The following is a 25,829-nucleotide window of genomic DNA, read 5'->3' as shown; positions in this document are numbered from 1 at the left end:
TTAGATCAGTGAGACCAAGCAATCAATCCACTGTAAGCAGTAAATAACACTAACAAGCCGAAAGCGATTCGATACCAGGCAAATGGAATGAAGTTATGGTGTGCCACATAATGAATTAACCAGCGAACGCAGATAAATGCTGAGATAAAAGCAGCAATGAAACCGACAATAGTAGCTAGAGTGAATTCTCCAGAGAAAAATACTGGCGCCTTCCAAAGCTTCAGCAACTCATAAGCGGTGGCACCACCAATGACTGGTATAGCCAAGAAGAATGAAAACTCAGTTGCAACGGCACGGGGCAAACCAAATAACATGCCACCAATAATCGTTGCACCCGAGCGAGACGTTCCCGGAATTAATGCGGCACATTGCGCTAAGCCGACTTTGAGTGCATCCAAAGGAGTGAGGTCATCTACTGATTTAATGTGGCTAGAAACATCTGCACGATTTTGTTGGCGACGTTCTGCCCAAAAAATAACTAAGGCCCCCACAATAAAAGCACTCGCCACTGGAATCGGCGAAAACAATACCGCTTTAATATGCTTACCAAATAAGAACCCCAAGCCCATCGCAGGAATAGAAGCGATTAATAAGTTCAGTACAAAGCGACGCGCAATGGGGCTACCCGAGAACGAGGTAGCAACTTTAATGAGTTTCTGGCGAAACTCCCAGCAAACCGCCAAAATAGCGCCAAACTGAATAATGACCTCAAAAGCCTTCCCTCGATCATCATTAAAGTCGAGCAAATCCCCAACCAAGATGAGGTGTCCAGTGCTAGAGATCGGCAAGAACTCCGTGAGCCCCTCTACCACCCCCAGAATGACTGCTTTAAGTAACAAAATTAGATCCATAGGCCAAATTTTATAGGTATATATGGGTAACTCAGAGGATTTGGCAAAATAGCGTCTAAATGAGCATTTTGAATAAATTAGCCTTAAACTGCATGGCACATTGAAAAGTATCCGAATTACATGACCCCAACCCGCTTCAGACTTTCTAGACTTACCGCCTTTGGTTTGATCCTCAGTCAAGCGCTTGGTCTCGGTACCTGGTCCTTCGATGCGTTTGCGCAAAGCCCTAGCGCAGCCGCTAGACCAGCCCTACCAACCCCAATGAGTGCATCGACCCTGATTGGCTTAGAGCAGCCGCCACAGATAGCGCCTCCACCCAATAAGACCGCATTACCAAATAATGCAACTCCGTCCTATCTAGATAACAGTAAGTCCAGCAATAGCAATGCTCAATTTAATGACCTGATTCAGCTCTATCAAGATGCTGCATTTAGTGATCCGGTATTAAATGCTGCGCGCTTTAACTATCAAGCCAGTAAAGAACTGTATTGGCAAGGCCTTGCCTTGCTGCTGCCTCAGGCCAATGCAACACCTGGAGCCACTCGCTACTACCAGCACGGAGCTGGATCAACTGTAGTTGCTACGGGCGCAGGCAACTCTCGCGTATTTGACCAAAAAAGCTACACGGTAACTCTTACCCAGCCTGTGTTTAACGTAGGTGCGCTCGAGGCTTTTAAGCAAGGTGATCTGAATACCAAGATTGCTGATATGAATTTCTTTCAAGCCCAGCAAGATTTGATTTTGAGAGTTTCACAGGCTTACTTTGATGCGCTAACAAGCCAAGACAATGTAGCGCTCTATCGCAACAAGAAAGATCTGATTAAGCAACAGCTAGATGTTGCGCAAGCCAAATTTGATGCCGGTCTAGCAACTATTGTGGACGTCAATACAGCTCAAGCCAGCTACGACCTGACTATCTCTCAAGAGATAGCTGCGCAAGCAGATTTAGTAGTAAAAAAAGGAGTTCTAGAGCAATTGGTTGGACACCCAGTCGGCCCCCTCAGACCCTTAGTTAAAGCCGCCAAGATTGATGGTGTCCTGAAAGATCCCCGTAGCAAAAGCAAAGAAAACAAAAGCGCCCCTCTGGTGGATAGCGTCAATCCAGTACTGCCTCCTGGGCAAACTTTAGATGACTGGATCAATCAAACAGAGGCGGCGAACTTTAAAGTATTGGCAAGTCAGCTCACCGTAAACTTGGCTGAAAGTACCTATCGTGCTGCCCAGGCTTTGAACTACCCATCACTCAATTTAGTGGGTACTTCAGGATATAACACTTCGAACGGCACACCGAATAGTTACACGCCATCTCAGACCAATGTCTACAACAACACTGTGGCCTTACAGATGACTATTCCGTTAGTGTCCGGCGGATTCAATAGCTCTGTCATCAGACAGAATGCTGCTTTGGTGGATACCGCAAAAGCGAACTATGACAATGCAAGGCGTATTGCAGCTCAAAATACACGTGCAGCATTTACCGGCTTTTATGGTGGTCTCGCGAGCGTTAGAGCCTATGAAGCTGCAGAGAGATCTTCAGAATCCGCCGTGGAATCTAGTCGACTAGGCTTTCAGGTTGGAACTTTAATTAATATCGACGTATTAATTGCAGTCGACACCCTATTTACTACGCGCTCTCAGTTACAACAAGCACGCTACAGCACAGTCTTAAATGCGCTCAAACTCAAAGCGAGCGCATCAACCTTATCTGACGAAGATTTGTTGGCGATTAATTCTCTGCTGCGTTAAGCCTGCGCAACTTTAAGGCAGTAAATTCATAGAAGCTTTAATCACTTCTGCCACACTAGGTGGTGCTTGAATATCACCCACATTACGAATATTCTCAGACCAATAACCTTCGGTCTTCCATCTCGGTGAATCGCAATAAATTTCGACTGTTGGCTTACCCAACACTGCAGCTAAATGGGTCAAGCCCGTATCCACACCAACTGTGAGTGCAGCACCCGCAATGACTGTGAAAGCATTCTCAATTGAAAATGCAGGAGGGACTATCGCGCCCGGTATTTGATCCGCAATTTGAACGCTGACATCTCTCTCAGCAGCACTTCCCCAGGGAAGTACGATCTGGTATCCCTTGCTAGATAACTCTTTACCCAGCATTACCCAATTCTTATTCGACCAACGTTTTGCTTCTCTAGCAGTCGAGTGAAAACATAGAACATAGGGAGACTTCAATTTCTCAAAGATGCTTAATCCACTCGCATTTAGAGAATCAACGCAAGTCTGTGGATAGAATTTTGGGGCACTAGCACGATCAACCAGGGGCCAATCTAAAGCCGAGCACATTACCCAACGCGAACGATCTACAGCGTGACACTGAGTAGGTACCTGGACCGATTGATTGTAAAAATATCGGGCTATCGGCTCGTAACCAGAAAACTCGGTTGCATTGGCAAGTCCTGCAATCACTACATTTGCGGATTTGCTAGCCAAAGAACAAACAATGGCTGATTTAAGCAGTCCTTGAGTTTCAATAATGACGTCATAAGAAACCTCTTGCAGCTCTTTTTTGAATCTAAAAAATTGCTGCCATGTTGACGCCTTGAGAAGATTCTTTTTCCAGCGACGTAAACCAACCGGAATGATGCGATCGATACCCCTAAATCCATCACGACTCAAAAGTGGCTCAAGCAAATGAACATACCCCTCCTCAACTACCCAGTCAATTTGGGCATGCGGTAGGCGTGCACGCAAATCCCAAACAATCGGTAGGTTATGAAGTACGTCTCCCAATGAGGAGAGCTTCACCAACAAAATCTTAGGATTGGCAGAATGATTTACCGCGGAGGTAGAAGATACAGCGCTCATATGAGCATTATCTTATCTTTTTAAGAGCGCCTGATATTGAATTAGAACTTCGGGGCTGCATCCCATGAATAGCCAGCTGCATCTTTAGCATTCATATTGGGCTGAATACCAGTAGGCAAAGGCCACTCAATAGCAACCGTTGGATCATTCCAGGCAAGACAGGCTTCGCTTTGCGGGTGGTAGTAATCGGTGGTTTTATATAAAAATTCTGCCGTTTCTGAAAGCACTAGAAAGCCGTGTGCAAGTTTTGCTGGAATCCAAAGTTGCTTGTGATTCTGCGCACTGAGTTCAACACCAACCCATTTGCCATAAGTCGGCGAATCTTTACGGATATCTACTGCAACGTCAAACACGCTACCTGCGACGACTCGCACCAATTTTCCCTGAGTCTGCTCTAACTGATAGTGCAAACCACGCAAAGTCCATTGACGAGAAAAGGAATGGTTGTCCTGAACGAACTCAACCTCTACTCCAGTTGCTTTTGCGAAGTCTTCCGCATTAAAAGATTCTGTAAACCAACCGCGCTCGTCACCAAATACTTTTGGCTCTACGATGAAAACATCATGAATAGCGGTTGGCGTTATTTGTAACTTAGAAGGGGCACTCATTTGCTAGTCTTCTTGGCGGATAGAGAAATAGGCTGTGCAGAGGTATTGAGCTCATTCAAAATCTTGCCAAGATACTGTCCATAACTATTTTTACTGAGCTGCGCTGCCACTTTCTGAACTGCTTCTGCGGTGATCCAGCCTTGACGATAAGCAATCTCTTCGGGGCAGGCAACCATCAATCCCTGGCGCTTTTGCAAGGTTGCAATAAAGCCAGCAGCATCGAGCAATGAGTCGTGAGTTCCCGTATCCAACCAGGCAAAGCCACGGCCCATGATCTCTACGCTCAATTCATTCTTTTCCAGGTAAACACGATTTACGTCGGTAATCTCAAGCTCCCCACGAGCACTAGGCTTAATAGAGGCTGCAATGTCGCACACTTGGTTGTCATAAAAATATAAACCAGTAACCGCGTAACTACTTCTTGGCTTTAGAGGCTTCTCTTCAATCGATATTGCTTTGTAATCTTTATCAAACTCAACTACGCCGTAGCGCTCAGGATCATTCACGTGATAGGCAAACACTGTTGCACCCGCACCGCGATCGTTTGCACTATCCAATTGGTCAACCAATTCATGACCATAAAAAATATTGTCACCAAGTACTAAGGCGCTGGGATTATTTCCAACAAAGTTTTTTCCCAAAGTAAATGCTTGTGCCAAACCATCCGGTGAAGGCTGTACACAATATTCAATATTGAGACCCCACTGCGAACCATCACCCAATAACTCTGAGAATCTAGGCGTGTCATGTGGGGTGGAGATGAGCAAAATGTCACGAATACCGGCCAACATTAGAGTGCTTAAAGGGTAGTAAACCATCGGCTTGTCATAAACCGGCATTAGCTGCTTAGAGACAGCCTGAGTAACTGGGTACAGACGAGTTCCAGACCCGCCAGCCAAAATAATGCCCTTACGATTTACGGCCATGCAAATTACCCCTATTTAGTACCTCAGGCAGCAAGGGGTTTTTAGATCAAACCGTCCGCAGCAAGCTTGGATACGTATTCTTGAACCATGCCATCCCAAACTGGGAAATTTGGCACATTTTGGGGTTCATTATAAGAGTTTGAAGCTTCGAAAAGACCGCCCTGTAGTGCGCGACGTAATTTAGCGCTATCCATGCGGGAATTCATTGGCCTTGGGGCTGGTAAGGGGTATTCAATAGCCGGAATGGGCTTAATAGCCTCTGGTTTAGCTTTCAGCTGGATTCCTAAATCAAGGGCAGCCTGAATCGCCAAACAGGCCAATCCATGCCAAGTCGTTTCCCCCGCAGGAACAGCGTGATAAATACCTGATGCAAAATGCCTGATCTTGAAATGCTCATCCAGACTCAGACTAAGACTCACCTGAGCAAGCCAATTTGCGCTAGTTGGAACACCATGCTGATCATGAATGACTTTAAGCTCTTCACGATCCTTTGCTAGACGCAACATTGTCCGAATGAAATTACCGCCATCACCATAAACCCAGCTTGTTCTGAAAATAGCAAACTGCCCTAGTGCTGAGTTTGCAAAAGCCTTTTCTATAGCAAGCTCGCCAGCTGCTTTACTTTTTCCGTACACACCCAAGGGGTTACGTTCATCATCCTCTAGGTACCAGCCATCTTTACTGCCATCAAACACATAGTCAGTGGAATAGTGCAAGAAAGTGGCGCCATGTTGTGCGGCATATTGCGCCATGAATTCTGGGGCTCGCGCATTAATAGCGAATGCCATATCAATCTCAGTCTCAGCCTTATCAACTGCCGTATACGCAGAAGCATTAATGATGAGGCTTGGCTTTTCTTGAGCAAGCAAAGCATTAAGAGCGTCGCCGTTACTGAGATCACATTCAGTGCGACCAACATACTGAATGTTCACTTCATCCGGAAGTGCTACAGCATCAAAAAGCACTCGGAAGGCTTTACCTAGTTGACCATCTTTGCCAAATACCAGAATATTCATTGGAAACTTAGTTGTATTGCTTTTGGACCCAGTCGCGATAAGAGCCACTCACTACGCCCTCAATCCAAACTGGATTATCCAAATACCACTGAACCGTTTTACGAATACCGGTATCAAAGGTTTCTGCAGGGCGCCAGCCAAGCTCACGCTCTACTTTGCTAGCATCAATTGCATAGCGACGGTCATGACCAGGACGGTCTTTTACAAAGGTAATTTGCTCGGCATATAACTTGCCGTCAGCGCGCGGCTTGAGCTCATCCAAAATACGGCAAATGGTTTTTACAACATCGATATTGGCTTTTTCATTCCAGCCGCCAATGTTATAGGTCTCGCCCAATTTGCCTTTAGCCAATACATCACGAATCGCAGAACAGTGATCACCAACGTACAACCAATCTCGAATCTGTTGACCATCACCATAAATTGGCAAAGGCTTGCTATTAAGTGCATTCAAAATCACCAAGGGAATCAACTTCTCTGGGAAGTGATAAGGGCCATAGTTATTGGAGCAATTAGTAGTGACTACCGGGAACCCATAGGTATGGAACCAAGCGCGCACCAAATGATCCGAAGCTGCTTTAGATGCTGAATACGGACTATTGGGCTCGTAAGAATTGGTTTCTGTAAAAGCGGGATCAGTTAAAGATAAGGAACCATAAACCTCATCCGTAGAAACATGATGGAAACGGAATTCATCCTTCTCTTTTCCTTCAAGAGCATTCCAATACTCGCGCGCGCACTCTAATAAATTAAAGGTACCAACAATATTGGTAGTTACAAATTCAGCTGGGCCATGAATTGAGCGATCCACATGGCTCTCGGCAGCAAAGTTGACGATGGCACGCGGCTGATGCTCTTTCATTAATTTAGCAACCAACTCTTTATCACCAATATCGCCATGAACAAAGATATGGCGTGGATCATTTTTTAAAGAGTCTAGGGTGGCCAAGTTGCCGGCATACGTTAATTTATCTAAGTTAACAACGCCTTCATTGCCCGGAACCTTCAGCCAATCCAAGACAAAATTGCCACCAATAAAACCTGCGCCGCCTGTTACCAAAATCATTTGATTGCCTCTAATTTAAGGGGTATGCATCAATTGTAGATACTTGTTAAAGCGTTTCTTACCAAATAACAAAATGCCTAATTTTTTAACGAGCTTTACTGCACCTCTAGGTTTAGGAAGCACCACAGGCTCATCAGAACCAGATGCCTTATTACAGTTAATCAACGCGGGGTTAATAAAGATGCGAAAACCTTTTTGACGCAACTCTCGATGATAGGGAGTATGGTCAGCAACATCTATCCCTCCGGCCTCTGAATCGGTGCCTGCATATCTACCCGCCAGAAATGCTTCACGCTTATAGATTCCCAAGCCACCAAATGCAGAATCCACCTCAATGAGGTCTGCACGAGGATCAATCACCACCTGCTTGCAACCAAGCGCAATCTCGGTAGCTGCCTTGTCACCCAGAATGGCTTCTAAGCGATGCTTTTGCTCCCAGCAATCCATGGGGTTCCAATGGGGATGACTTAAGGCCCAGATGTCATAGTAACCACCAAGCTGGTTTGCTGTAATGACATCCCAGGGTTCATCCACTTCCCAGCATTGCGTAATTTTTTCTTGAGTAACTAGACCATTCATGCCGTCCAAATCGGCCATAGCGACGTAATCAATATTTTGATACTTTGGATCGTTTGCTACTGCGTCAATAATTAAATTTCTAGCGTACGCAATTCGATCAGTTCTTTTTGGAAGTTTTTTACTGAGCTGACCGGCGGTGATGAATGAGAAATTCTTGAATTTCTTAGACATCTCTTCCAACCTTTGCAGAGTGTCGTCACTAGAATCACTCTCAACAATAAAACAATAGACCGCTTTAAATTGACCGAGGCTCGTCAGAACCTTTTCAATATCGTTAGCAATATGACCAGAGGCATTTCTGACGGGGCCAGCTAACAATATCTCTGATTCAGCGATAGGCTTTCTAGATCGTGAGCTGAAGTTTATTAGAGTCATAACGAATTATTGCACGGCCAATAGTGCTTAAGGTCAGCAACAATGCGCTTAGCAAAGCTCTCGGAGGTGTACGGGGTAAATCCTGAGCTCTTCAAAAACTGAATGGAGGCGTTTTGATAAGAGGCAAAGGTTTGCGCAGTCATAGTGCTAATAAATTGATTTAGCGCACTGTAATCAGCGAATTTTCGGAAATCAATAAAACAGTCAGATGGAATCGCATCGGCCACATTGGCCTCACCCCAATAAATAGGAATGCAGCCAGCAAACAAACAGTCAAAGATCTTTTCGGTTAAATACCCCGGAATATCTCTCGCATTCTCGAAGCAAATGCAAAACTTGGTCTTACTTAAAACTGCATGCTTAGTTGTTGCGGGCCCTTGATAACTAGGAAACACTGGATTTGATGTAATCCATGGATAAATTTTTTCCATGCGGTAACGCAGCTTGCCTAATTTACCCAATCGCTTTTGTGGCACCTTCCAACCGTTGCCATAAAGTTTCAATTCTCCTGGCGCGTGTTTTTCAAACCATCGAACCGCTCGCACCCTTTCTGAATAGAGCTCTCGGTCGTCATGCGCATTGGCATGGCGATTGCTCCCAATCAAACAGACTAAATCTGGTCGCTGAGAAAATGGCAAGCTTACAAAGTCTTGCCCGCACTCTGACGGGATTGGATTGGGGTGGAAGATTTCAATAAAGCGTTCAGCAGGGATAGCTCTTCCTTGATCATCGGAAAAACCTCTTTCTATCAGATCCTTATTCCAAGTGAAAATACCGTCGAATTGATTGAGGTATTGATATTCGGCATTTCTGGGGACGGTCAGCGGTGTTTCGTACAGAATTAAATAATTTTTCTTAACGGATGGGGAAGCAAAGTCGATCGACTCAACATAGAGCCCAAAATCCGGACTCACGCCATTCTTCTCATTGACGTCTGCCGTGTGTAGCTCGACACCCTGACTCAGTGCAACTTGCTGCAAAACACGCATTGGCTCGAGACAATTGTCTCGATTACGTTGGCTATGAGGATTGAAAATGTCATCTTCCCCGTTTTCCCAACCGTAAATACTGCCAATAAGCATAAAAGACCTATTTATATGAAATATATAAAGAATGGGGGCTCTACGTTTTTAGCAAATGCACCAAAAGCCCCATCTAATGTTTTAATTATAAAGTTATGAATATCATCGCACAGCTACAGGGTGGACTTGGCAACCAACTCTTTCAATATGCCACTGGAAGGGCTCTTGCCCTGCAAAAGCAAGCCTCTTTACTACTTGACCATAGTTGGTATACCCAAACCTACGATGATGTGACTCCTCGAGAGCTACTCCTTAGTGAATTAAATACTAAAGGGTCCTTAATTTCCTTTCAGCCAAAGATTCAGCGCCCAAAACGCATACAACGGATTGCACAAAAATTCTGGCCCATTAATCCGTTTGTCTTTACAGAGCAAGCCCCTTATCGATTTGATCCTCGACTGATTAAGTCACCTGCTTTTAAACAGCAGAATCTCTACCTCATGGGCTATTGGCAATCTTATAAATACTTTGAGAGTATTAAATCTATTCTCCAAAGTGAAATCAGCCCAAAAAAACCTCTCGACACTCATTACCAAAACTATCTTCTGAAAATTCAAGCGACTACTTCAGCCATGGTACACGTGCGCCGCGGTGATTATGTGAATCTAGCTAGCGCTGCAAAAGTGCATGGCTTCGTAGGCCTTGATTACTATCATGAGGGCATGAAGTTATTACTAGAGAGAAATCCAGAAACGCATTTTTTTGTTTTCTCAGATGATATTGAATGGGCAAAAGAAAAACTCCCATATCCAGAAAGAGCTACATTTGTGCAGTCCCTCAATAGCAGCGATGCCGTCATTCAAGAACTTGAACTCATGACTCATTGCCAGAATCATTTGATTGCCAATAGCTCCCTTAGTTGGTGGGCTGCATGGCTTAGCAAGAATCCAAACGGCACTATTTACTGTCCAAAAAAATGGATGAATGACACCAGCTTAGATTTAAATGATCTACTTCCGCCTAGTTGGCAGCGTATTTAACCCACCTAAGCTAGTCGCCCATAAAGACTGACAACAGTCGACACCATCAAGCGCTCTAGCCTAGTGAATGGTGTCAGAACGCCATTGCCGCGGAACTGGAAGCGCGCATAGATCTCGTAGTTGGCCATGATTGAAATGCCGGGAATATGTTGGTTGAGCCTTTTGATCATCGGCATGGCATAGCGTAGCCTGTCCATCAATGACATTGGACGTGGGCAATAATCAGGGCCTATATTCATACCTTTTAAATAATGCAATTGCATTTTCTTAAAGATCTCTCGAGCCGGGCCACCCTGCACTACGCTGATCTGATTCTCATGCAAGCGGTAAGTCAGCAATCTACTTTTAAGATTAGCAAAGCGCCAGCCTTTTAATGCAGCCTCAACAAAAAATGCATAGTCTTCAGCATGCTTATTTTGCTGCAAATAAGGCAAGTTCTTAAAAATTTCCACCTTACCCATTACTGTAGGATTACAAAACGGACTTCCAATAGTCAGTAAAGCCTTTAGATCCGCATTGGAGTATTTTTGTTTGGATTTTTTTCTGATGCCAGATTGCTCATTGATTGTCCAGTATGCCGTGCCACACAAATCACATTCACCGCTCTCTAGGTAAGCTACCTGCTCTTCAAGTCTAGTGGACTCTGCAACATCATCACAATCCAGTAAAGCGATGTACTTACCTTGAGCCTGCTTTGCTATCGCATTTCTGGCAACAATGAGTCCCTGGTTTTGGTCGGCAAGAATAGTTTTAATGCGTGGATCTGAGAAGCTCTGAATGATTTCTCGTGTTTGGTCGCTTGAACCGTCATCGTAAATAATCAACTCAAAATTTTGGTAGGTTTGATCAAGTACGCTCTGAATAGATGATGCAATGTACCTTGCAGCGTTAAACGCTGGCATAGAAATACTCACTAATGGGTGTGCGGCCATATGCTATAGATAGCTTTGCAGATATCGGCCAAAACGCTTTAAGCGCTTCAATAGACGAGAAGGTAATGATTTTTGTGAAGCGCCGAAATTCAACTCAGATTCCCAAGCAGACTGATAAATAATCCCCATGTAATGCTTTGCAACCTTAGCTTCGGTTTCACCTAGGCGCTTCATTAGGAAATACTGCCAATCGTAGTGATAAATCCGAAACAAGGGCTCAATCGCAATTAGCGGAATAGCGTGGAACTTTAGGAGGGTTTCTCCATAAATCAAAGTCTCAGGATGTTCCGGAGTAATTAAATCCCAAATGCTGATACCTTGAGGTTGTAGAAATTGTGCGTCCAGAGATTGCCAAACTTTGGCAGACCAAATGAACGGGGCTGGCGCGCAATAAAAATTCGGACCTATGCGACCAAATAATTTTTGCACGCGATCTGCTTCCGCCTTAAGTTCTCTCTCAACCTTATCCTGACCGCGATTAGACGCAATCTGAAAAAGTTCTTTGTTCTGATGCAAGACCGTATAAGGCATGCCATCTGCAGATAAGAAATCGGATTTATGAAAATCTCGAATAAATAGACTATCGGAGTCTAGGCATAAATAGTTTTCAGCTAAACCTAAGCGCCAAAACTCAGATTTCACAATCTGCTGAGACAAGCCACCTGGCATAGCTTGGTATTTTTCAAAACTTGCCTTAGGATTGGCCGCCACAATATCCTCATCAGCCACCCAGGTGTAACCCTCTTGCCCCAAAACTTCTATAAGAAGGGCTTTATCCGCTTTTGGCGTGGAGATATAAAAAGGCAGGTGACCAATATTGAACTTGCTAATGGAGTCCAGCAAGCGCTTTAGACGCAGAAAATCCCTTGAGTAGGATTTGCAGTAAAGAACAAAATCTTTCAAACGATTTTCCTGTTTTTATTAGACGCGGCTTTGTACATTCGTCAATATTGTATTGACAGCTTGATCAACGCCAATCGGCTTCCAGATGGGCTCAATCAAACGCTTCTCCTGCCAGTCTAACCAAATTCTTTCCAAGGCCATGGCAATCCCCTCAGAATCGCCTTCAGCACTTAAATATGCCCCTCTATCAAGCAACATTTGATCCAGCTGTGGATTGCGGTGGGTAATACCCCAGATAGGACGACCGGCCCAGAGGTAATCGTAGAACTTGGATGGAATGTACTCGGCACACCACTCATCATTACCATGCAGCAATATTAAAACATCTGCCTCTTGCATCTTTTCGACAACTCGCTCACGCCCAGACTTACCGCTGACAGGATCTTTTTCTAAACGGCCATGCGCAAGTAATACATCAGAGAATCCCAATTGATTGATTGCCTCAAGTGATAGAGAATCTAGAGGCGCTCCATACGCATGGACCCGAATTAAATTTCTAGCTTCTGGATATTTCTTAAAAAGGGGAACCAAACCATTTAATACAGTTGAAAGTGATCGATCATTAGCTAGCGAGCCAAAATGACATAGATTTAACTGTGAAGAGTAGGAATGCGCCTTATTGGCATTGAGACTGCCAGGAGGCTCAGCACCAGGGGTTACTACAAAGCCATGGGCATTATGAGGTGTATTGAGATTGGGATTACGCACCTTAGCGTAATGCAAAGCACCTTCAGTAAACCACCAGACCTTGTCAGAAAAACGAGTGAGTTGGTTTTCTAGATAATGTCTAAATCGTGCGTCACGATTTCTGGGCTTCTCAAACCCTGGATCATTAGGATCCTTACGAATCACCAATGGGTCATGAACTTCAGAAATTAATTCAATGCCGGTTGCTTTCTTAAGCCATACGCCAGCTAAGTGAGCAGACCAAGCGCTACCAACAGACATCACTACATCCACCTTACCTGCACGAATCAATCTCCAGCCATGCAAAAAGGCTGGCAATGCCCATGACCATTGACTGGAGTAGCCAAGGCAAAGCTTTTCAATCGCAATCAACGGGGCTAACAAGATCGAAACCGTTCTCGTCGTAATCTTATAAATTAATCCACGACCGTATTTATTAGCTACCCAATGACGAAAGTCAAAACGAAATCCCGAAGGGCCCCAAGCAATAAATTGGTAATGTGGAAAGCGTTGGTCTTTAATACCAGTAATAGCGCTAAATACAATCGGCTCAACACCCGCTTCTATTAAATAAGGGATTTTGTCGGTAATGGTTAAGCTAGCTGCACGCCCATCCATATTGAAAGCATGGGTCAAAATCAACCAACGCTTTTTTTCCGTCACAGCGGGCAAAGAAATGGTCACTCAATTAGCTCGATTAGTTACCGGCAACAATGGACATCACAGCCATGCGGACTGCAATGCCAAACGTTACTTGGCTCAAGATCACGGATTGAGGGCCATCGGCAACAATTGAATCAATCTCAACCCCGCGATTCATGGGTCCTGGATGCATGACGATGGCATCCGACTTGGCCAAGGCTAAACGCGCAGGATTTAAACCATATTGCTTAAAGAAGGCGTCTCCCTCGGGAACCTGACCAGTTTCCATGCGCTCCTTTTGAATGCGCAGGGTCATCACAACATCTACATCCTTGAGGCCCTCCTCCATGCTATGGAAGACCTTGACGCCCAACATATCTAGATTACTTGGCAGCAAACTTTCTGGACCAATCGCACGAATATCTTCACAGCCTAAAGTAGTCAATGCATGAATATTCGATTTAGCAACACGGCTATGAACAATGTCCCCCACAATCGCAACCCTCAAACCTTTGAAGTTTTGCTTAAAGTGGCGCATCGTATACATATCCAACAAGCCTTGCGTTGGATGTTGATGACTACCATCGCCTGCATTCACAACGTGCACATGTGAGGGTACGTGATTTGCGATTTCAATTGGGGCTTTAGATACGCTATGACGCACAACAAAAATATCAGCCTGCATTGCCACTAAATTATCAATGGTGTCGAGCAAACTCTCGCCCTTAGCGGTAGACGAAGTTGAAATATCTAAATTAATCACATCTGCTGATAAACGCTTAGCGGCAATTTCAAAAGTGGTTCTAGTACGGGTAGAGTTTTCAAAGAACAGATTAAATACGCTTTTGCCGCGCAGTAACGGAACCTTCTTCACCTCGCGGGCCGGATCTGTCACGCTCACAAACTGTTGCGCAGTATCCAAAATATGCAGAATCTGCTCCTTAGGCAAGCCCTCTAGAGTGAGAAGGTGCGTTAGCTCTCCAGCCGCATTAAATTGATTTACCAGCTGACTCATTACTCACGCTCCTCTAGCTGAAAGCTGAACTTGCCAGCGGTATCTTTTTCTAAAACCAGAATTTGGTTATCCGGAACCTGTACCTGCTCACCTACAAAGTTAGCGGTTACTGGTAATTCACGATTTCCCCGATCGGCAAGGACCATGAGCTCAACTTGAGCAGGCCTTCCAAAATCAAATAACTCATTGAGAGCTGCTCGAACAGTCCTGCCAGTGAGCAACACATCATCTATCAAAACTACATTGGCACCATTGACATCAAAAGGTAAATGCGTAGTCATAGTGCTAGCAGTACGTAAAGCAGTCATGCCTTTTTCCGCATAGTCATCCCGATGAAAAGCGACATTAATGATTCCAAAGTGTGGAAGCCCTAAATCATGGGCGAGCCGCTCTGCAATCCATGCACCACCCATAGCAAGCCCAGCAAGCTCGAAAGAGCCCTCTTGCGCTCTCTTGCGCAAGTTCTCTAGTAATTTTCCGTATAACTGTTCAGCGTTCATTCTCTGGTCCGGGCTCTATATAAGATTTATTTCTTTGTCTGGTGTTTAACTTAATCTAACTTAGGGGCTTCACACTATGTTCTGCAAAAAACTGCTCCAAAATAAGCGCTGCAGAATGCGAATCTAGATTGTCGTGCATCTTGGAGTCCCCCTCCAAAACTGCTGAGGTATAGCGCTCATCTACCCAGGAAACCGGCAACTGAAAGCGGCCATTCAGTTGATTGCCGAAGCGGACTGCCTTTCCAGTCATTTCATGGGGGGTGCCGTCTGGATGTACTGGTCTGCCAACCACCAATTGGTCAGGCTGCCACTCCTTCAAGAGCTTCTCAATTGTCTGAAAAAGAACATCGCTACTTGGCGCTGCAATGGTCTTCAAAGCTTGGCCTGCTTTTGTAACAGAGTTTCCGACTGCCACACCCACTCTACGGGTTCCATAATCAAATGCCATCACCGTCAATGCGTCAGGCATGCCCAGCCTCTCCAGACAGATGAGACAAATCAAAACCAAGGTGACTCACCGCTTTTTCGTAACGCTGACTTGATGGGGTATTGAAAATGATCTCAATCATTTGTTCGCGTGCCAGCGGCACATTCATCCAGCCATTCAGCGTAATCTCTTCTTCAAGCTGACCAGCACCCCATCCGGCATATCCCAGGGTCATCAAAAAATGTTGCGGGCCTTTGCCTGCAGCAACCGCCTCAAGGACATCCTTTGAAGTAGTCATCGTCAAGCCACCCGGAATAATTAAGGAGGAGCTATAAGGAGACAACGAATCAGACTCATGCAAAACGAAACCGCGCTCTATTTGAACTGGGCCACCGAAATAAACTGGCTGCTTCAATAAAGGGGCAATTTCTAATTTCAACTCAATCTTGTCAAAGAGCGTTTCCAAATCGACCTCAGTAGGTCGATTAATAACCAAACCCATTGCACCCCTCTCGGTATGCTCAAACAGGTAAATCACAGAACCAGCAAAATTAGGATCCACCATGCCCGGCATAGCAATTAAAAACTGATTAGCGAGATGGTCTGCGGAAAATGAAATTGATGACTCTGACACAGAAGCTCGTTCTGAAGCAGGGGGTGCTTTTTTAGCCGAAGTCATATGGCTTATTTTACAGAATATCTAGATTTTTCCGGTAATCCAGTAAGCAAAAAGGCCAACAAGCTCATGAACAACATCATGCCAGTTTTGCGCCCCATCCACCAAATCAAATTCAGTCCACTGAAGGTGATTGGCGGTCTGATAATCTACCGGCAGAGGTAATACTGGCAAGTCTTGTTTTTGAAAGATCCTTACAGATCGATACATGTGGCTGGCAGAGGTAATTAAAAGCCAGGGTTTTAATTGTCCAGACTCATCCTTGGACCCAAATTCTTGAATGATGGGCTTCATATACAGCACATTTTCGTAAGTGTTACGAGACTGATTTTCATAATGCGCGTTCTGCTCGCTTAAGCCCTGCTCTTGAATCAACTGCTTAAATGCATCTGCCTCAGATAAACCTCTAGGTGTAATGCGCCCAGAGTAGCCACTGAATATATATGGCAATGAAGGATTCTTACGAATCAGCTCGAATGCCTTAGTAACCCGCTCAGCCGAGGAATGAATCGATACCTCACCTCTATCAACCGCAATTTCGCTACCGTTGATTGCTCCACCCAAAATAATGATTCCACCAACTTCACTCACTAGATCTTTGGATAACTCTACTTTAGGAGTGAGATTCTCAATACTGCTCAATAAAATCTCTGAGGTCGGGAGCCAGCCGACAATAAATAGATCTAGTAGCGCTAACAATAAAAATCGTTTGCACAGGTGCGGTTTTCGTAGGGATAAAAAGAAGAGTGCCAGCAATACGAAAATAGGCACCCAATTGAGCGGCTCAATGCAAAATTGCACTACCTTCGAGAGAATAAAAAAGATCGTATCTATCATTCATTAGGATCTTAACCTGATTGCCCCGCCTAGCCGCCTGCATTTACTCTGAATAAGCCCTAATATAGGGGCTATGCAAAAAGCTCTCGTTTGGCTCCGCCGTGACCTCCGCCTCTATGACAATGCTGCGCTTCACCACGCCCTAAAAGAAAGTGGTCAAGTTTGGCTTACGTTCATTTTTGATACAGACATTCTCAAACCCTTATTGAAGGGTGATTTAGATGCCAATGGGCTCAAGCATGATCGCCGTGTAGATTTCATCTGGCAGGGCGTAAAGCAAATCGATGATGAACTTCAAAAGCAAGGCGGTGGACTGATCGTTCGCTTTGGCAACCCTACCGAATGTGTTCCTCAAATTGCAAAAGAGTTGGGCGTTGAAACCGTTTTCACCAATCACGACTATGAACCCTCAGCAATTGAGAGAGATGAAGCTGTTCAAGCATCTCTAGAAAAATTAGGAATTGATTTTAAGAGCTTTAAAGACCAAGTCATTTTTGAGAAGAAAGAAATTCTTACAAACTCAAATACTGTCTTTTCGATCTTTACGCCTTATAAAAACAACTGGCTCAAGACTCTTCAAGAAAAAGATCTTGCTGCATATGAGTGCAATCCAAAACCTGGACAGTTTTCAGCTGTCCCTAAAAAATTAGATCAAGAATTTCCTTCGCTTGAGTCGATGGGCTTTTGCCCCACCGGCATCGAAAGCTATCTACCGCCTGGCTCCGAGGGTGGTCAAGCCTTTTTAGAAGATTTCCTGCCACGCATTGATCAATATCAGATTGGCAGGGACTTCCCGGCCATTAAAGGGGTCAGCTACCTATCTACCCACTTACGCTTTGGCATGCTCTCTATCAGAGGTTTAGTACGTGAAGCCCATCGCCGCATGTTGGCTGGCAGCATGGGTGCAACCATTTGGTTAAGCGAACTGATTTGGCGTGATTTTTATTTCATGATTCTGGCTAATCATCCTCGCTTAGCCACAGGTGCATCTTTTAAACCTGATTATGACAACATTGTTTGGGAATCTGGTCCAAAGGCAAAGAAACTTTTTGCCGCTTGGTGCGAAGGTAAAACAGGCTACCCATTAGTTGATGCCGCCATGCATCAACTTAACCAAAGTGGCTACATGCATAACCGCTTACGAATGGTAGTAGCAAGCTTTCTGACCAAGGATTTGGGAATAGATTGGCGCTGGGGTGAAGCTTACTTTGCAGAACATCTCAATGACTTTGAGCTTTCCTCAAACAATGGTGGTTGGCAGTGGGCCTCTTCATCAGGATGTGATGCGCAACCCTACTTCCGCATCTTCAACCCCATTACCCAATCAGAAAAATTTGATCCAGAAGGTAAGTTTATTAAACGTTACCTTCCTCAACTGGAAAAGCTCTCCAAAAAGTCTGTTCACGCCCCCTGGAAAGCGGGCCATATTGAGCTAGAAGCCGACGGACTGGTGCTTGGGCGAGACTATCCACTGCCAGTGATAGATCACGATGAAGCACGCAAAAATACCTTGGTGCGGTATAGCGTTGTTAAAAAAGTTGCCTAATCTATAGAATCATTCAAGGCCTATTCACAGTTCCGATTTAAGATAGGGCATGAGCAAGATATACGCTATAGGCGATGTGCAGGGTTGCGCACCCTCCCTTAAAGCCCTAGTTAAGAAACTCCCTAAAAAATCTAAGATGATTTTTTTGGGAGATCTAGTCAATCGCGGCCCAGACTCGCTTGGTGCATTACGCCAACTAAAAGCCTTACAAGAATCTGGTCGCGCTGAATGCATCTTAGGCAATCATGATCTGCACCTCCTAGCAATCGATGCAGGGCTTCGCAAATCTAAGGGCTTGGACACCATCGAACCCATACTATCGGCGCCAGATCGCAAAGAACTGATTCACTGGATTCGTAATCGACCCATGGCCTTGAGCAATGGCAAAGTATTAACAGTTCATGCGGGAGTGTTGCCGCAATGGGATCTGCAGCAAACCATTGAATGCGCTCAAGAAGTAGAAAAAACTTTACGTAGCAAATCGTATAAAGATTTTCTGGCCAATATGTATGGAAATACACCAAATCAGTGGAGCAACTCGCTGAAAGGCTATGAACGCCTACGCGTGATTACCAATACCCTAACCAGAATGCGTTTCTGCACACCCACTGGAAAAATGGAATTTGAGAGCAAAGAAGGCTTGGAGCAAGGCCCCAAAGGCTATATCCCGTGGTTCAAGGTTCCAGGCAGAAAGACTCAGGACGTTCTCACGTACTTCGGCCACTGGTCAACATTGGGCTTACTACGTCAACATAATGTGATTGGCTTAGATACTGGCTGCGTATGGGGTGGCAAGCTCTCTGCCCTAGAAATCCCCAACTCAAATAAAGACTCCAAAAGTCTAGAGCTCATTCAGGTGAGTGGTTACGACCACCCACTCAGAATGTAAATAATCAGAAATATTGATTGTTTAATGCTTAAAGCTCAAAGCTTTTTAAATGATTTCTCGGCAGCGGCAATAATGGTATCAATCACTGCGTTGTCATGAGCAATTGAAGTAAAGCCAGCCTCATAAGCTGAAGGCGCCAGATAAACCCCTTCATCTAGCATCAGATGAAAGAATTTCTTAAACGCTTCAATATTGGTTTTGGTAACCGCCTCATAAGAAGTTGGTACGTGATCGGTGAAGTAAAAACCAAACATACCGCCTACGCTATCCACAGCAAAAGGAACACTGGCCTTATCTGCGGCTTGCTTTAAGCCGGTCATCAACTTTTCTGTTTGGCCAGATAAGCATTCGTAGAAACCTTCGCGAGAAATAATCTCCAAAGTTTTCAAACCAGCAGCAACTGCTACCGGATTACCGGATAAAGTGCCTGCCTGATAAACGTTACCCAAAGGGGCAAGCTTATTCATGATCTCTTTCTTGCCACCAAATGCCGCCATCGGCATACCGCCGCCCATGACCTTGCCTAGGCAAGTGAGATCAGGGGTGATGCCCTGCAAGGACTGAGCGCCACCTAGGGCGACTCTAAAACCAGTCATCACTTCGTCGTAGATTAAGACGCCGCCATGCTTACTAGTCAAGCTTCGAATGGTCGATAAAAATTCTTTTGAAGGCTGAATCAGATTCATGTTGCCGGCAATCGGCTCCAAGATCACAGCAGCGATCTGATCGCCCTGCTTTTTAAAGACTTCCTCAATTGCTGCCACATCGTTATAAGGCAGAACTAAAGTGTGCTTCACCAAATCCTGCGGAACGCCACCAGAAGACGGTGCATTGTGGGTGGAATCGGCAAAGGTAAGCAAGCCTGAACCCGCTTTGACTAAAAGACTATCGGCATGACCGTGATAGCAACCTTCAAACTTAATAATCAAGTCACGACCGGTGTAACCACGAGCTAGACGTAAAGCGCTCATCGTTGCTTCAGTTCCGCTAGAAACCATGCGCACTTGTTCAACGCTCGGCATCAGAGCGCAGATGCGCTCAGCCAATTCAATCTCGCCTTCAGTCGGAGCGCCATAACTAAAGCTAGTTTCAGCAGCCTTCTGAACCGCAGCCACCACTTCAGGATTGGCGTGGCCCGCAATCATTGGGCCCCAAGACATAATTAAGTCGATATAACGCTGATCATTGGCATCCCAGAAATAAGGACCTTGGGCTCTAGTAACAAAACGGGGGGTGCCGCCCACCTGACGAAATGCTCGCACTGGAGAGTTGACGCCTCCAGGAATAGTCTTTTGTGCACGCTCAAATAAAACTTCGTTTTGATCTACTTTTACCATCATTACTTCCGAATTAAATTGCCATCATTTCAAAATCTTCTTTACGAGCGCCGCATTCTGGACAAGTCCAATTCATAGGCACATCTTTCCAAAGCGTTCCCGGTGCAATACCTTCATCAGGTAAACCAGCGGCTTCGTCATAAACCCAGCCGCAGATCAAACACATATACGTTTTAAATTCCATTACCCTCATCTCCGAATATTTTTAGCTGCATGAATGAGCTGTATTAAGCTTGCTCGTTTATTTTAAGGTTTTTGACTGTATTAAGCTGGTCGCTTGGCATGCATCTCAAACTTGAATAAACGGCACTCCAAAGGACCATTAAATAAAGGTGTGCGCTTGGATTCTTTGATGCGCAACTGGCCTGGCAGAGCCATATCAGCCGTCAAAACAAAGATATTCCAGCCACCGAAATCTTCTTTGAGATGCTGTCCAAATTGACGCAAAAACTCCACAAACTTTGGATCCTGCTCTTCTTGAGCTTGAAGCTTCTTCAAAGACTCACGGCTTGAACGCTTAGCACTTTGACGACCAGTTTCTAAATTCAACTCAAAACGATTATCAGGTTCATCATCGTAATTAGCATCTTCACTAGAGACGTGATCCTGACCACGTCCACCCTTAATAACTAAGCGCTCTCCATAAGGAGGGTTCAATAACATCACGCCCTCGCTGAGATTACCCGGGGCTTTGGCTGCCAAAGCATCAACCTGTCGTACTACTGGCTGATCGGGCAATTGGGCTCTTTGCCAATTGCCTTTGAACATCGATACTAATTTCTCATTGATATCACCACCAGATATTTTCAGAGCATCAACACTTGGATATTGCTTACGCTTTTCTAATATCAAAGCAAGTGCCGCCTCTTTCAAATCTACCCAGCGCTTCTGCTCAGCAGCCTCATTAAATGGCTTGAGTCTCTGAAACCCAAAGCCATGAGAGGAAGTCACCAAGGGGCGATAAGCTAATCGACTTGGCTTGGCATCATCGCCATACATGCCTGCACGAATAGCGCCAGGAGGAATAGCCAATGCTAGCTGCGCAGCCTCAATTAAGAAGGTGCCGCTACCGCACATAGGATCAAATAAAGCTTGTCCTGGTTTCCAAGCGGTAATCGATAAGATGCCAGCGGCTAAGTTTTCCTTTAGGGGTGCATCGCCTTTTTCATCGCGCCAGCCACGCTTAAATAATGCCTCACCGGAAGTGTCTAAATAAATCGTGATTTGAGTGGCTGTTAAATGGGCCTGCACTCGCACATCCGGAAAGGCGGTATCAATGCTAGGGCGGTCACCAGTCACATCACGTAAACGGTCAACGATGGCATCTTTAATTTTGAGAGTTGCAAAATTTAAGCTCTTTAATGGGGAGCGATGTGCTGTCACATCCACTCGTAACGTTTGCTTTGAGCTAAACCACTCCTCCCAAGCCAAGCCGCTCGCCAATTTATACAAGTCTTCTTCTTGCCTATAAGGTGCTTGGGCCATTTGCAACAACACCCGACTCGCAATACGTGAATGCAAATTCAATGCCATTGCAGCAGAAATCGGCGCAGCGAGACCAACACCACCAGTAGGACTAGTAGGCGTAGGATCAATCACCCATGCTCCCAAGGCCTTACATTCTGGGCGTCCAGCAATCTCTGCCAGCTCCTGGGCAAGCGGCACTTCCAAACCGCCTGGACAAACAACAAAAAATCTCATGGGGCTAACAATCTTTAAATGGGGGGATTAAAAAAATAAAACAATATTTATAGGTTGGTCTTAAGGCTTAAACAATACCAAGGCAACAATAATCACCAGCAATATCACCGGGACTTCATTAAACCAACGAAACCAAACACCAGATCGCTTGTTGACGCCTGCGCGAAACTTCTTAAGCAGACTTAAACAGGCATGGTGATACCCAATCACCAAAATTACCAAGAACAATTTGGCGTGCATCCAGATATCGCCAGCGCCAATGCCAAAGTAAAGCCATAGCGTCAGACCTAGTAGTACCGCCGGCACAGCCAAGATTGTCATGAATCGAAAGAGGCGATCAGCCATACCCAAAAGACGAGCATATGCCTCAGAGTTTTTCTCTTCAGCCAAGTTCACAAAAATTCTGGGCAGGTAAAACAAACCGGCGAACCAAGAGGTAATGAAGACGATGTGAAAGGTTTTTACCCAGAGGTAGGCGTTGCTCATATGTAGTTTGTTCTATTTATCTTTTTACGTTATGTCCGAATCTCACCATGACCCATGACCACATACTTCAATGAGGTCAATCCATCAAGGCCTACAGGGCCACGAGCATGCAATTTGTCATTAGAGATGCCGATTTCAGCCCCTAGGCCATATTCAAAGCCATCCGCAAAGCGGGTGCTCGCATTAACCATCACGCTCGCGCTATCTACTTCACGCAAGAAGCGATCAGCCTGTGCTTTGTTATTAGTAATAATGGCATCCGTATGCTTGCTGCCATATTGCTCTATATGGTTCATGGCCTCGTCGATATTAGCCACCGTCTTAATCGACAGGATTGGGGCCAAGTATTCAGTTTGCCAATCTTCTTCATTTGCATCGACTAGATTCTGAAATCCATTTGCCTCAAGCGTTTTGCGAGTCAAACTATCGACCCGAAGCTCCACGCCTTTGTCTTGATAAATCTTGCAAAGCGTTGGCAACACTTTTCCTGCGACCTCTTGATTAACTAGCAAGGTCTCCATTGCATTGCAAGGGGCGTAGCGTTGAGTCTTGGCGTTATCACATACCTTCACTGCCATTGCTATGTCTGCATCAGCATCAATATAAGTATGACAAATTCCATCTAAGTGCTTAATCATAGGCACACGCGCTTCAGCCATAAGGCGGGCAATTAAACTCTTACCGCCGCGAGGCACGATCACATCAATATATTGGGTCATGGTGATCATCTCACCGACGGCGCTACGATCGGTAGTAGTCACCACTTGCACAGCATCTTTAGGTAAGCCGGCAGCAGCCAGACCCTCTTGAATAATCTGGGCTAACAAAGTATTTGAATCAATTGCTTCGGAACCACCACGCAATATCACGGCATTGCCAGACTTTAAGCATAAGGCGGCCGCATCAATAGTGACGTTTGGGCGAGACTCATAAATGATGCCAATCACACCCAAAGGTACGCGCATCTGACCCAACTCAATGCCGGAAGTCTGCTTTTGCAAAGCGGAAATCTTGCCAATCGGATCATCTAAAGAAACAATTTGCTCTAGACCCAAAGCCATGGTTTCAATCGTTTTAGGGGTCATAGTTAGGCGATCAACAAAAGCAGGATCCTGCCCATTGCCTTTTGCGCGCTCTACATCCACTTGATTAATCCTCTGAATTTCAGCGGCTTGCTGACGAACTACTTTAGCAATATGTAATAAAGCCTGATTCTTTTGCTCACTTGATGCGCGCGCCATTGCACGCGATGCGGCACGTGCTCGCATCCCAATGTCTTGCATCATTTCTTGAATGGATGAACTCATTTCTTAATCTCTTATTTCTTAACGGAGTAAATTTCCAACTAAACGCAAACCATCCCATGGATCGGCAGGTAATTCAGCCGCATGCAAACCCTTTACTTGGCGATCCAATCCTGCCGCAACCTGCATCGCTCTTCGCAGCTTGAGGGGCTGAACCCTTCTTAATGCTGCCGGGTATAAACGTTCTTTATTTCCCCAAATTCGGTTGGCCCGCATCAAGTTCTGCACTGATTCACCAGCATCGCTTGCAGCCTTTAATTTAGATAGTATCCGAAGCTCTTCAGTTACGCTCCACAGAATCAATACTAGCGGTTCACCCTCACCTTTGAGGCCATCAAGCATGCGATTTAGCCTAGCCAGATCTCCAGCCAGCATTGCCTCAGTCAATTCAAAGACGTTGTAGCGCGCCACCTTCAAAATGGATGACCGAATTTGCTCCTCAGTCAATTTTCCGACTGGATATAACAAACCTAATTTCAATATTTCTTGATGAGCAGCAATCAAGTTGCCTTCTACCTGATCGGCAATAAACTCAAGTGCGCGCTGACCCTCCGGTCCTGCCTCAACCTCTTGATCTTGGCGCTTGAGTCGTCCCGCGATCCACTGTGGCAAATGGCTGCGATCCAAAGAATCTATCTGAATAGCCATTCCGGCATCGTCCAAAGCGCTGAACCACGCAGAAGTCTTAGTCTTGCCATCCAAGCGAGGCAACACAATACAGACAACGGTATCCGGACCATCAGACCCAACTGATTGCGAAGCAATTTGAGCAGCGAATTGTTTTAAAGCATCGGCGCCATCGCGCCCAGGCTTACCAGTTGGAATGCGCAACTCGACCCAACGCTTGTCACCAAACAAAGACATTGTCTGACCTGCATTCAGCAGAGCGCTCCAATCAAATCCTCGCTCCTGTAATAACACCTCACGTTCGGTGAAGTTTTGTTTCTTAGCAGAAGCTCGTAATTGATCCATAGCCTCCATCATCAACAGCGGCTCATCGCCACTAAAGATATAGAGTGGCAACATTGCACCACCAGAACTCAAAGACTTGAGGTGCACCTGCAAGGCATCAACTTTAACCATGCCTTAATTCACCTCTAAAATGCTCTTGCTTGCGGCGCTCTTGCGGCAGCAGCAACACGACGTAAGATCTGAATAGCCAAGTCTTTACGCATGAGAGTTAAGAATTGCTGAATTTGAACATCAGTAGCCAAAACCGTAGAGACAGTGAAGTCCATATCGCGAGTCATGTAAATCTCTGCCTCAGGCACGATTTCTGCTCCAGCTAAATCAAAAGCTCTAAAGCCAACCCGAATATTGAGGCGATATGCAGATACCTGACCATTCGAGTTGTAAGCCAAAATCTCACGACCATTAATGTCGTTGGTAATTTCCAAGATGAGATCTGCATCTTTCGGATTAATAGCTACTTTGGCATCGGTGCCGGTCAAAATCGCTGTCTGCAAGTCTGCCCTGAGAGGTGGGGATGGATTACCGGTAATGGCAATCACCTTAAACGGCAAATCCACCATGCCTCGCAAGCGATAGCCACAAGCGATCAATCCACCTAATGGAGCAGTAGCAATTAAGCCTAGCATTGCACGACGAAGGGAATTTACGCTCATGTCTCTTTTTTCT

Annotated in this window: 27 protein-coding genes; 4 read left to right on the top strand and 23 right to left on the bottom strand. The window is 45.3% G+C overall.

Translation table 11 applies throughout. The features are described 5' to 3' along the window. Positions 1-5 precede the first annotated feature (5 nt). Positions 6-851 (bottom strand): undecaprenyl-diphosphate phosphatase, encoded by an 846-nt coding sequence (locus tag ICN39_RS01555; RefSeq protein ID WP_216232369.1) that lies wholly within the window; start codon positions 849-851, stop codon positions 6-8. 120 nt (positions 852-971) lie between these two features. Here ICN39_RS01555 and ICN39_RS01550 point away from each other — a divergent pair, with 120 nt between their 5' ends. Then, positions 972-2,597 carry a TolC family protein gene (locus ICN39_RS01550; protein ID WP_216232368.1) on the top strand — a complete coding sequence of 542 codons (1,626 nt, stop codon included), beginning with the start codon at positions 972-974 and terminating at the stop codon, positions 2,595-2,597. A gap of 12 nt (positions 2,598-2,609) precedes the next feature. Here the strand turns inward: ICN39_RS01550 and waaC are convergent, their stop codons facing one another. From waaC to ICN39_RS01515, 7 genes are read right to left on the bottom strand one after another with little or no spacing between them, the layout of a single operon-like run. Continuing rightward, the gene (gene waaC, locus ICN39_RS01545) at positions 2,610-3,677 is read right to left on the bottom strand and encodes a lipopolysaccharide heptosyltransferase I (RefSeq protein ID WP_216232367.1); all 1,068 of its coding nucleotides are present in this window, start codon (positions 3,675-3,677) and stop codon (positions 2,610-2,612) included. A 41-nt stretch (positions 3,678-3,718) separates the two neighbouring features. Continuing rightward, positions 3,719-4,285: a dTDP-4-dehydrorhamnose 3,5-epimerase gene (gene rfbC, locus ICN39_RS01540; RefSeq protein ID WP_216232366.1), complete on the bottom strand. Its 567-nt coding sequence runs from the start codon at positions 4,283-4,285 to the stop codon at positions 3,719-3,721. Next, positions 4,282-5,211 (bottom strand): glucose-1-phosphate thymidylyltransferase RfbA, encoded by a 930-nt coding sequence (gene rfbA, locus ICN39_RS01535; RefSeq protein WP_216232365.1) that lies wholly within the window; start codon positions 5,209-5,211, stop codon positions 4,282-4,284. Before rfbA ends, rfbC begins: the two co-directional genes overlap by 4 nt. A gap of 41 nt (positions 5,212-5,252) precedes the next feature. After that, a complete protein-coding gene (gene rfbD, locus ICN39_RS01530) occupies positions 5,253-6,227 on the bottom strand; it encodes a dTDP-4-dehydrorhamnose reductase (protein WP_216232364.1) in 975 nt (324 codons plus the stop codon). A gap of 7 nt (positions 6,228-6,234) precedes the next feature. Continuing rightward, the gene (gene rfbB / locus ICN39_RS01525) at positions 6,235-7,293 is read right to left on the bottom strand and encodes a dTDP-glucose 4,6-dehydratase (protein WP_216232363.1); all 1,059 of its coding nucleotides are present in this window, start codon (positions 7,291-7,293) and stop codon (positions 6,235-6,237) included. Positions 7,294-7,308: 15 nt separating this feature from the next. Continuing rightward, complete coding sequence (locus ICN39_RS01520; protein ID WP_216232362.1) at positions 7,309-8,247, bottom strand: hypothetical protein; 939 nt, start codon at positions 8,245-8,247, stop codon at positions 7,309-7,311. Next, positions 8,244-9,329, bottom strand: coding sequence for a glycosyltransferase family 10 domain-containing protein (locus ICN39_RS01515; RefSeq protein WP_216232361.1), 1,086 nt, complete (start codon positions 9,327-9,329; stop codon positions 8,244-8,246). Before ICN39_RS01515 ends, ICN39_RS01520 begins: the two co-directional genes overlap by 4 nt. A 95-nt stretch (positions 9,330-9,424) precedes the next feature. Between ICN39_RS01515 and ICN39_RS01510 the strand changes: the two genes are divergently transcribed. Further along, positions 9,425-10,309 carry an alpha-1,2-fucosyltransferase gene (locus ICN39_RS01510; RefSeq protein ID WP_216232360.1) on the top strand — a complete coding sequence of 295 codons (885 nt, stop codon included), beginning with the start codon at positions 9,425-9,427 and terminating at the stop codon, positions 10,307-10,309. 5 nt (positions 10,310-10,314) lie between these two features. Here the strand turns inward: ICN39_RS01510 and ICN39_RS01505 are convergent, their stop codons facing one another. The 8 genes from ICN39_RS01505 to ICN39_RS01470 form a co-directional block, all read right to left on the bottom strand. Next, positions 10,315-11,241 carry a glycosyltransferase family 2 protein gene (locus ICN39_RS01505; RefSeq protein WP_216232359.1) on the bottom strand — a complete coding sequence of 309 codons (927 nt, stop codon included), beginning with the start codon at positions 11,239-11,241 and terminating at the stop codon, positions 10,315-10,317. A gap of 3 nt (positions 11,242-11,244) precedes the next feature. Further along, positions 11,245-12,144, bottom strand: coding sequence for a DUF6492 family protein (locus tag ICN39_RS01500; RefSeq protein ID WP_216232358.1), 900 nt, complete (start codon positions 12,142-12,144; stop codon positions 11,245-11,247). Positions 12,145-12,162: 18 nt separating this feature from the next. After that, on the bottom strand, positions 12,163-13,494 hold the full coding sequence (locus ICN39_RS01495) for a hypothetical protein (protein WP_216232357.1): 1,332 nt from the start codon (positions 13,492-13,494) through the stop codon (positions 12,163-12,165). 34 nt (positions 13,495-13,528) lie between these two features. Beyond that, on the bottom strand, positions 13,529-14,488 hold the full coding sequence (locus ICN39_RS01490; protein ID WP_216232356.1) for an aspartate carbamoyltransferase catalytic subunit: 960 nt from the start codon (positions 14,486-14,488) through the stop codon (positions 13,529-13,531). Beyond that, positions 14,488-14,988, bottom strand: coding sequence for a bifunctional pyr operon transcriptional regulator/uracil phosphoribosyltransferase PyrR (pyrR, locus tag ICN39_RS01485; protein ID WP_216232355.1), 501 nt, complete (start codon positions 14,986-14,988; stop codon positions 14,488-14,490). Before pyrR ends, ICN39_RS01490 begins: the two co-directional genes overlap by 1 nt. Positions 14,989-15,043: 55 nt before the next feature. Further along, positions 15,044-15,457: a Holliday junction resolvase RuvX gene (gene ruvX / locus ICN39_RS01480; protein ID WP_216232354.1), complete on the bottom strand. Its 414-nt coding sequence runs from the start codon at positions 15,455-15,457 to the stop codon at positions 15,044-15,046. Further along, positions 15,450-15,989, bottom strand: a complete 540-nt coding sequence (locus ICN39_RS01475) for a YqgE/AlgH family protein (protein WP_255532246.1) — start codon at positions 15,987-15,989, stop codon at positions 15,450-15,452. The genes ruvX and ICN39_RS01475 overlap by 8 nt, the downstream gene beginning before the upstream one ends. 126 nt (positions 15,990-16,115) lie before the next feature. Then, complete coding sequence (locus ICN39_RS01470; protein ID WP_216860905.1) at positions 16,116-16,928, bottom strand: YdcF family protein; 813 nt, start codon at positions 16,926-16,928, stop codon at positions 16,116-16,118. 73 nt (positions 16,929-17,001) lie between these two features. Here ICN39_RS01470 and ICN39_RS01465 point away from each other — a divergent pair, with 73 nt between their 5' ends. Both ICN39_RS01465 and ICN39_RS01460 read left to right on the top strand, forming a co-directional pair. Further along, positions 17,002-18,474, top strand: a complete 1,473-nt coding sequence (locus ICN39_RS01465) for a deoxyribodipyrimidine photo-lyase (RefSeq protein WP_216232352.1) — start codon at positions 17,002-17,004, stop codon at positions 18,472-18,474. A 49-nt stretch (positions 18,475-18,523) separates the two neighbouring features. Beyond that, positions 18,524-19,363 (top strand): symmetrical bis(5'-nucleosyl)-tetraphosphatase, encoded by an 840-nt coding sequence (locus tag ICN39_RS01460; protein ID WP_216232351.1) that lies wholly within the window; start codon positions 18,524-18,526, stop codon positions 19,361-19,363. A 35-nt stretch (positions 19,364-19,398) separates the two neighbouring features. On the opposite strand, the gene hemL is transcribed toward ICN39_RS01460, so the two are convergent. The 7 genes from hemL to lptE all read right to left on the bottom strand — a co-directional run bounded on the left by hemL (position 19,399) and on the right by lptE (position 25,816). Continuing rightward, positions 19,399-20,700, bottom strand: coding sequence for a glutamate-1-semialdehyde 2,1-aminomutase (gene hemL, locus ICN39_RS01455; protein ID WP_216232412.1), 1,302 nt, complete (start codon positions 20,698-20,700; stop codon positions 19,399-19,401). A 13-nt stretch (positions 20,701-20,713) separates the two neighbouring features. After that, positions 20,714-20,884 carry a rubredoxin gene (locus tag ICN39_RS01450; RefSeq protein WP_071464595.1) on the bottom strand — a complete coding sequence of 57 codons (171 nt, stop codon included), beginning with the start codon at positions 20,882-20,884 and terminating at the stop codon, positions 20,714-20,716. 80 nt (positions 20,885-20,964) lie between these two features. Beyond that, positions 20,965-22,401, bottom strand: a complete 1,437-nt coding sequence (locus tag ICN39_RS01445; RefSeq protein ID WP_216232350.1) for a class I SAM-dependent RNA methyltransferase — start codon at positions 22,399-22,401, stop codon at positions 20,965-20,967. A 60-nt stretch (positions 22,402-22,461) separates the two neighbouring features. Continuing rightward, positions 22,462-22,887: a CopD family protein gene (locus tag ICN39_RS01440; protein WP_216232349.1), complete on the bottom strand. Its 426-nt coding sequence runs from the start codon at positions 22,885-22,887 to the stop codon at positions 22,462-22,464. A 29-nt stretch (positions 22,888-22,916) separates the two neighbouring features. Then, entirely contained in the window at positions 22,917-24,194 is a 1,278-nt protein-coding gene (locus ICN39_RS01435) for a glutamate-5-semialdehyde dehydrogenase (RefSeq protein WP_216232348.1), read from the bottom strand. Between the two features lie 18 nt (positions 24,195-24,212). Next, positions 24,213-25,274 (bottom strand): DNA polymerase III subunit delta, encoded by a 1,062-nt coding sequence (holA, locus tag ICN39_RS01430; RefSeq protein ID WP_216232347.1) that lies wholly within the window; start codon positions 25,272-25,274, stop codon positions 24,213-24,215. A 14-nt stretch (positions 25,275-25,288) separates the two neighbouring features. Next, a complete protein-coding gene (lptE, locus tag ICN39_RS01425; RefSeq protein WP_216232346.1) occupies positions 25,289-25,816 on the bottom strand; it encodes an LPS assembly lipoprotein LptE in 528 nt (175 codons plus the stop codon). Positions 25,817-25,829: the final 13 nt, after the last annotated feature.

Source organism: Polynucleobacter sp. AP-Reno-20A-A9 (assembly GCF_018882085.1).
In the GTDB taxonomy this organism is placed as follows: Bacteria; Pseudomonadota; Gammaproteobacteria; order Burkholderiales; family Burkholderiaceae; genus Polynucleobacter.
Note: the sequence above shows the minus strand (reverse complement) of the source record. Positions and strands in the feature narration are given on the sequence as shown.

Bases quoted from the DNA above. Each gene is read 5' to 3' on its own strand.
- ICN39_RS01555 (WP_216232369.1), bottom strand. From the start codon at position 851: ATGGATCTAATTTTGTTACTTAAAGCAGTCATTCTGGGGGTGGTAGAG.
- ICN39_RS01550 (WP_216232368.1), top strand. From the start codon at position 972: ATGACCCCAACCCGCTTCAGACTTTCTAGACTTACCGCCTTTGGTTTG.
- waaC (WP_216232367.1), bottom strand. From the start codon at position 3,677: ATGAGCGCTGTATCTTCTACCTCCGCGGTAAATCATTCTGCCAATCCT.
- rfbC (WP_216232366.1), bottom strand. From the start codon at position 4,285: ATGAGTGCCCCTTCTAAGTTACAAATAACGCCAACCGCTATTCATGAT.
- rfbA (WP_216232365.1), bottom strand. From the start codon at position 5,211: ATGGCCGTAAATCGTAAGGGCATTATTTTGGCTGGCGGGTCTGGAACT.
- rfbD (WP_216232364.1), bottom strand. From the start codon at position 6,227: ATGAATATTCTGGTATTTGGCAAAGATGGTCAACTAGGTAAAGCCTTC.
- rfbB (WP_216232363.1), bottom strand. From the start codon at position 7,293: ATGATTTTGGTAACAGGCGGCGCAGGTTTTATTGGTGGCAATTTTGTC.
- ICN39_RS01520 (WP_216232362.1), bottom strand. From the start codon at position 8,247: ATGACTCTAATAAACTTCAGCTCACGATCTAGAAAGCCTATCGCTGAA.
- ICN39_RS01515 (WP_216232361.1), bottom strand. From the start codon at position 9,329: ATGCTTATTGGCAGTATTTACGGTTGGGAAAACGGGGAAGATGACATT.
- ICN39_RS01510 (WP_216232360.1), top strand. From the start codon at position 9,425: ATGAATATCATCGCACAGCTACAGGGTGGACTTGGCAACCAACTCTTT.
- ICN39_RS01505 (WP_216232359.1), bottom strand. From the start codon at position 11,241: ATGGCCGCACACCCATTAGTGAGTATTTCTATGCCAGCGTTTAACGCT.
- ICN39_RS01490 (WP_216232356.1), bottom strand. From the start codon at position 14,488: ATGAGTCAGCTGGTAAATCAATTTAATGCGGCTGGAGAGCTAACGCAC.
- pyrR (WP_216232355.1), bottom strand. From the start codon at position 14,988: ATGAACGCTGAACAGTTATACGGAAAATTACTAGAGAACTTGCGCAAG.
- ruvX (WP_216232354.1), bottom strand. From the start codon at position 15,457: ATGCCTGACGCATTGACGGTGATGGCATTTGATTATGGAACCCGTAGA.
- ICN39_RS01475 (WP_255532246.1), bottom strand. From the start codon at position 15,989: ATGCCGGGCATGGTGGATCCTAATTTTGCTGGTTCTGTGATTTACCTG.
- ICN39_RS01470 (WP_216860905.1), bottom strand. From the start codon at position 16,928: ATGATAGATACGATCTTTTTTATTCTCTCGAAGGTAGTGCAATTTTGC.
- ICN39_RS01465 (WP_216232352.1), top strand. From the start codon at position 17,002: ATGCAAAAAGCTCTCGTTTGGCTCCGCCGTGACCTCCGCCTCTATGAC.
- ICN39_RS01460 (WP_216232351.1), top strand. From the start codon at position 18,524: ATGAGCAAGATATACGCTATAGGCGATGTGCAGGGTTGCGCACCCTCC.
- hemL (WP_216232412.1), bottom strand. From the start codon at position 20,700: ATGGTAAAAGTAGATCAAAACGAAGTTTTATTTGAGCGTGCACAAAAG.
- ICN39_RS01450 (WP_071464595.1), bottom strand. From the start codon at position 20,884: ATGGAATTTAAAACGTATATGTGTTTGATCTGCGGCTGGGTTTATGAC.
- ICN39_RS01445 (WP_216232350.1), bottom strand. From the start codon at position 22,401: ATGAGATTTTTTGTTGTTTGTCCAGGCGGTTTGGAAGTGCCGCTTGCC.
- ICN39_RS01440 (WP_216232349.1), bottom strand. From the start codon at position 22,887: ATGAGCAACGCCTACCTCTGGGTAAAAACCTTTCACATCGTCTTCATT.
- ICN39_RS01435 (WP_216232348.1), bottom strand. From the start codon at position 24,194: ATGAGTTCATCCATTCAAGAAATGATGCAAGACATTGGGATGCGAGCA.
- holA (WP_216232347.1), bottom strand. From the start codon at position 25,274: ATGGTTAAAGTTGATGCCTTGCAGGTGCACCTCAAGTCTTTGAGTTCT.
- lptE (WP_216232346.1), bottom strand. From the start codon at position 25,816: ATGAGCGTAAATTCCCTTCGTCGTGCAATGCTAGGCTTAATTGCTACT.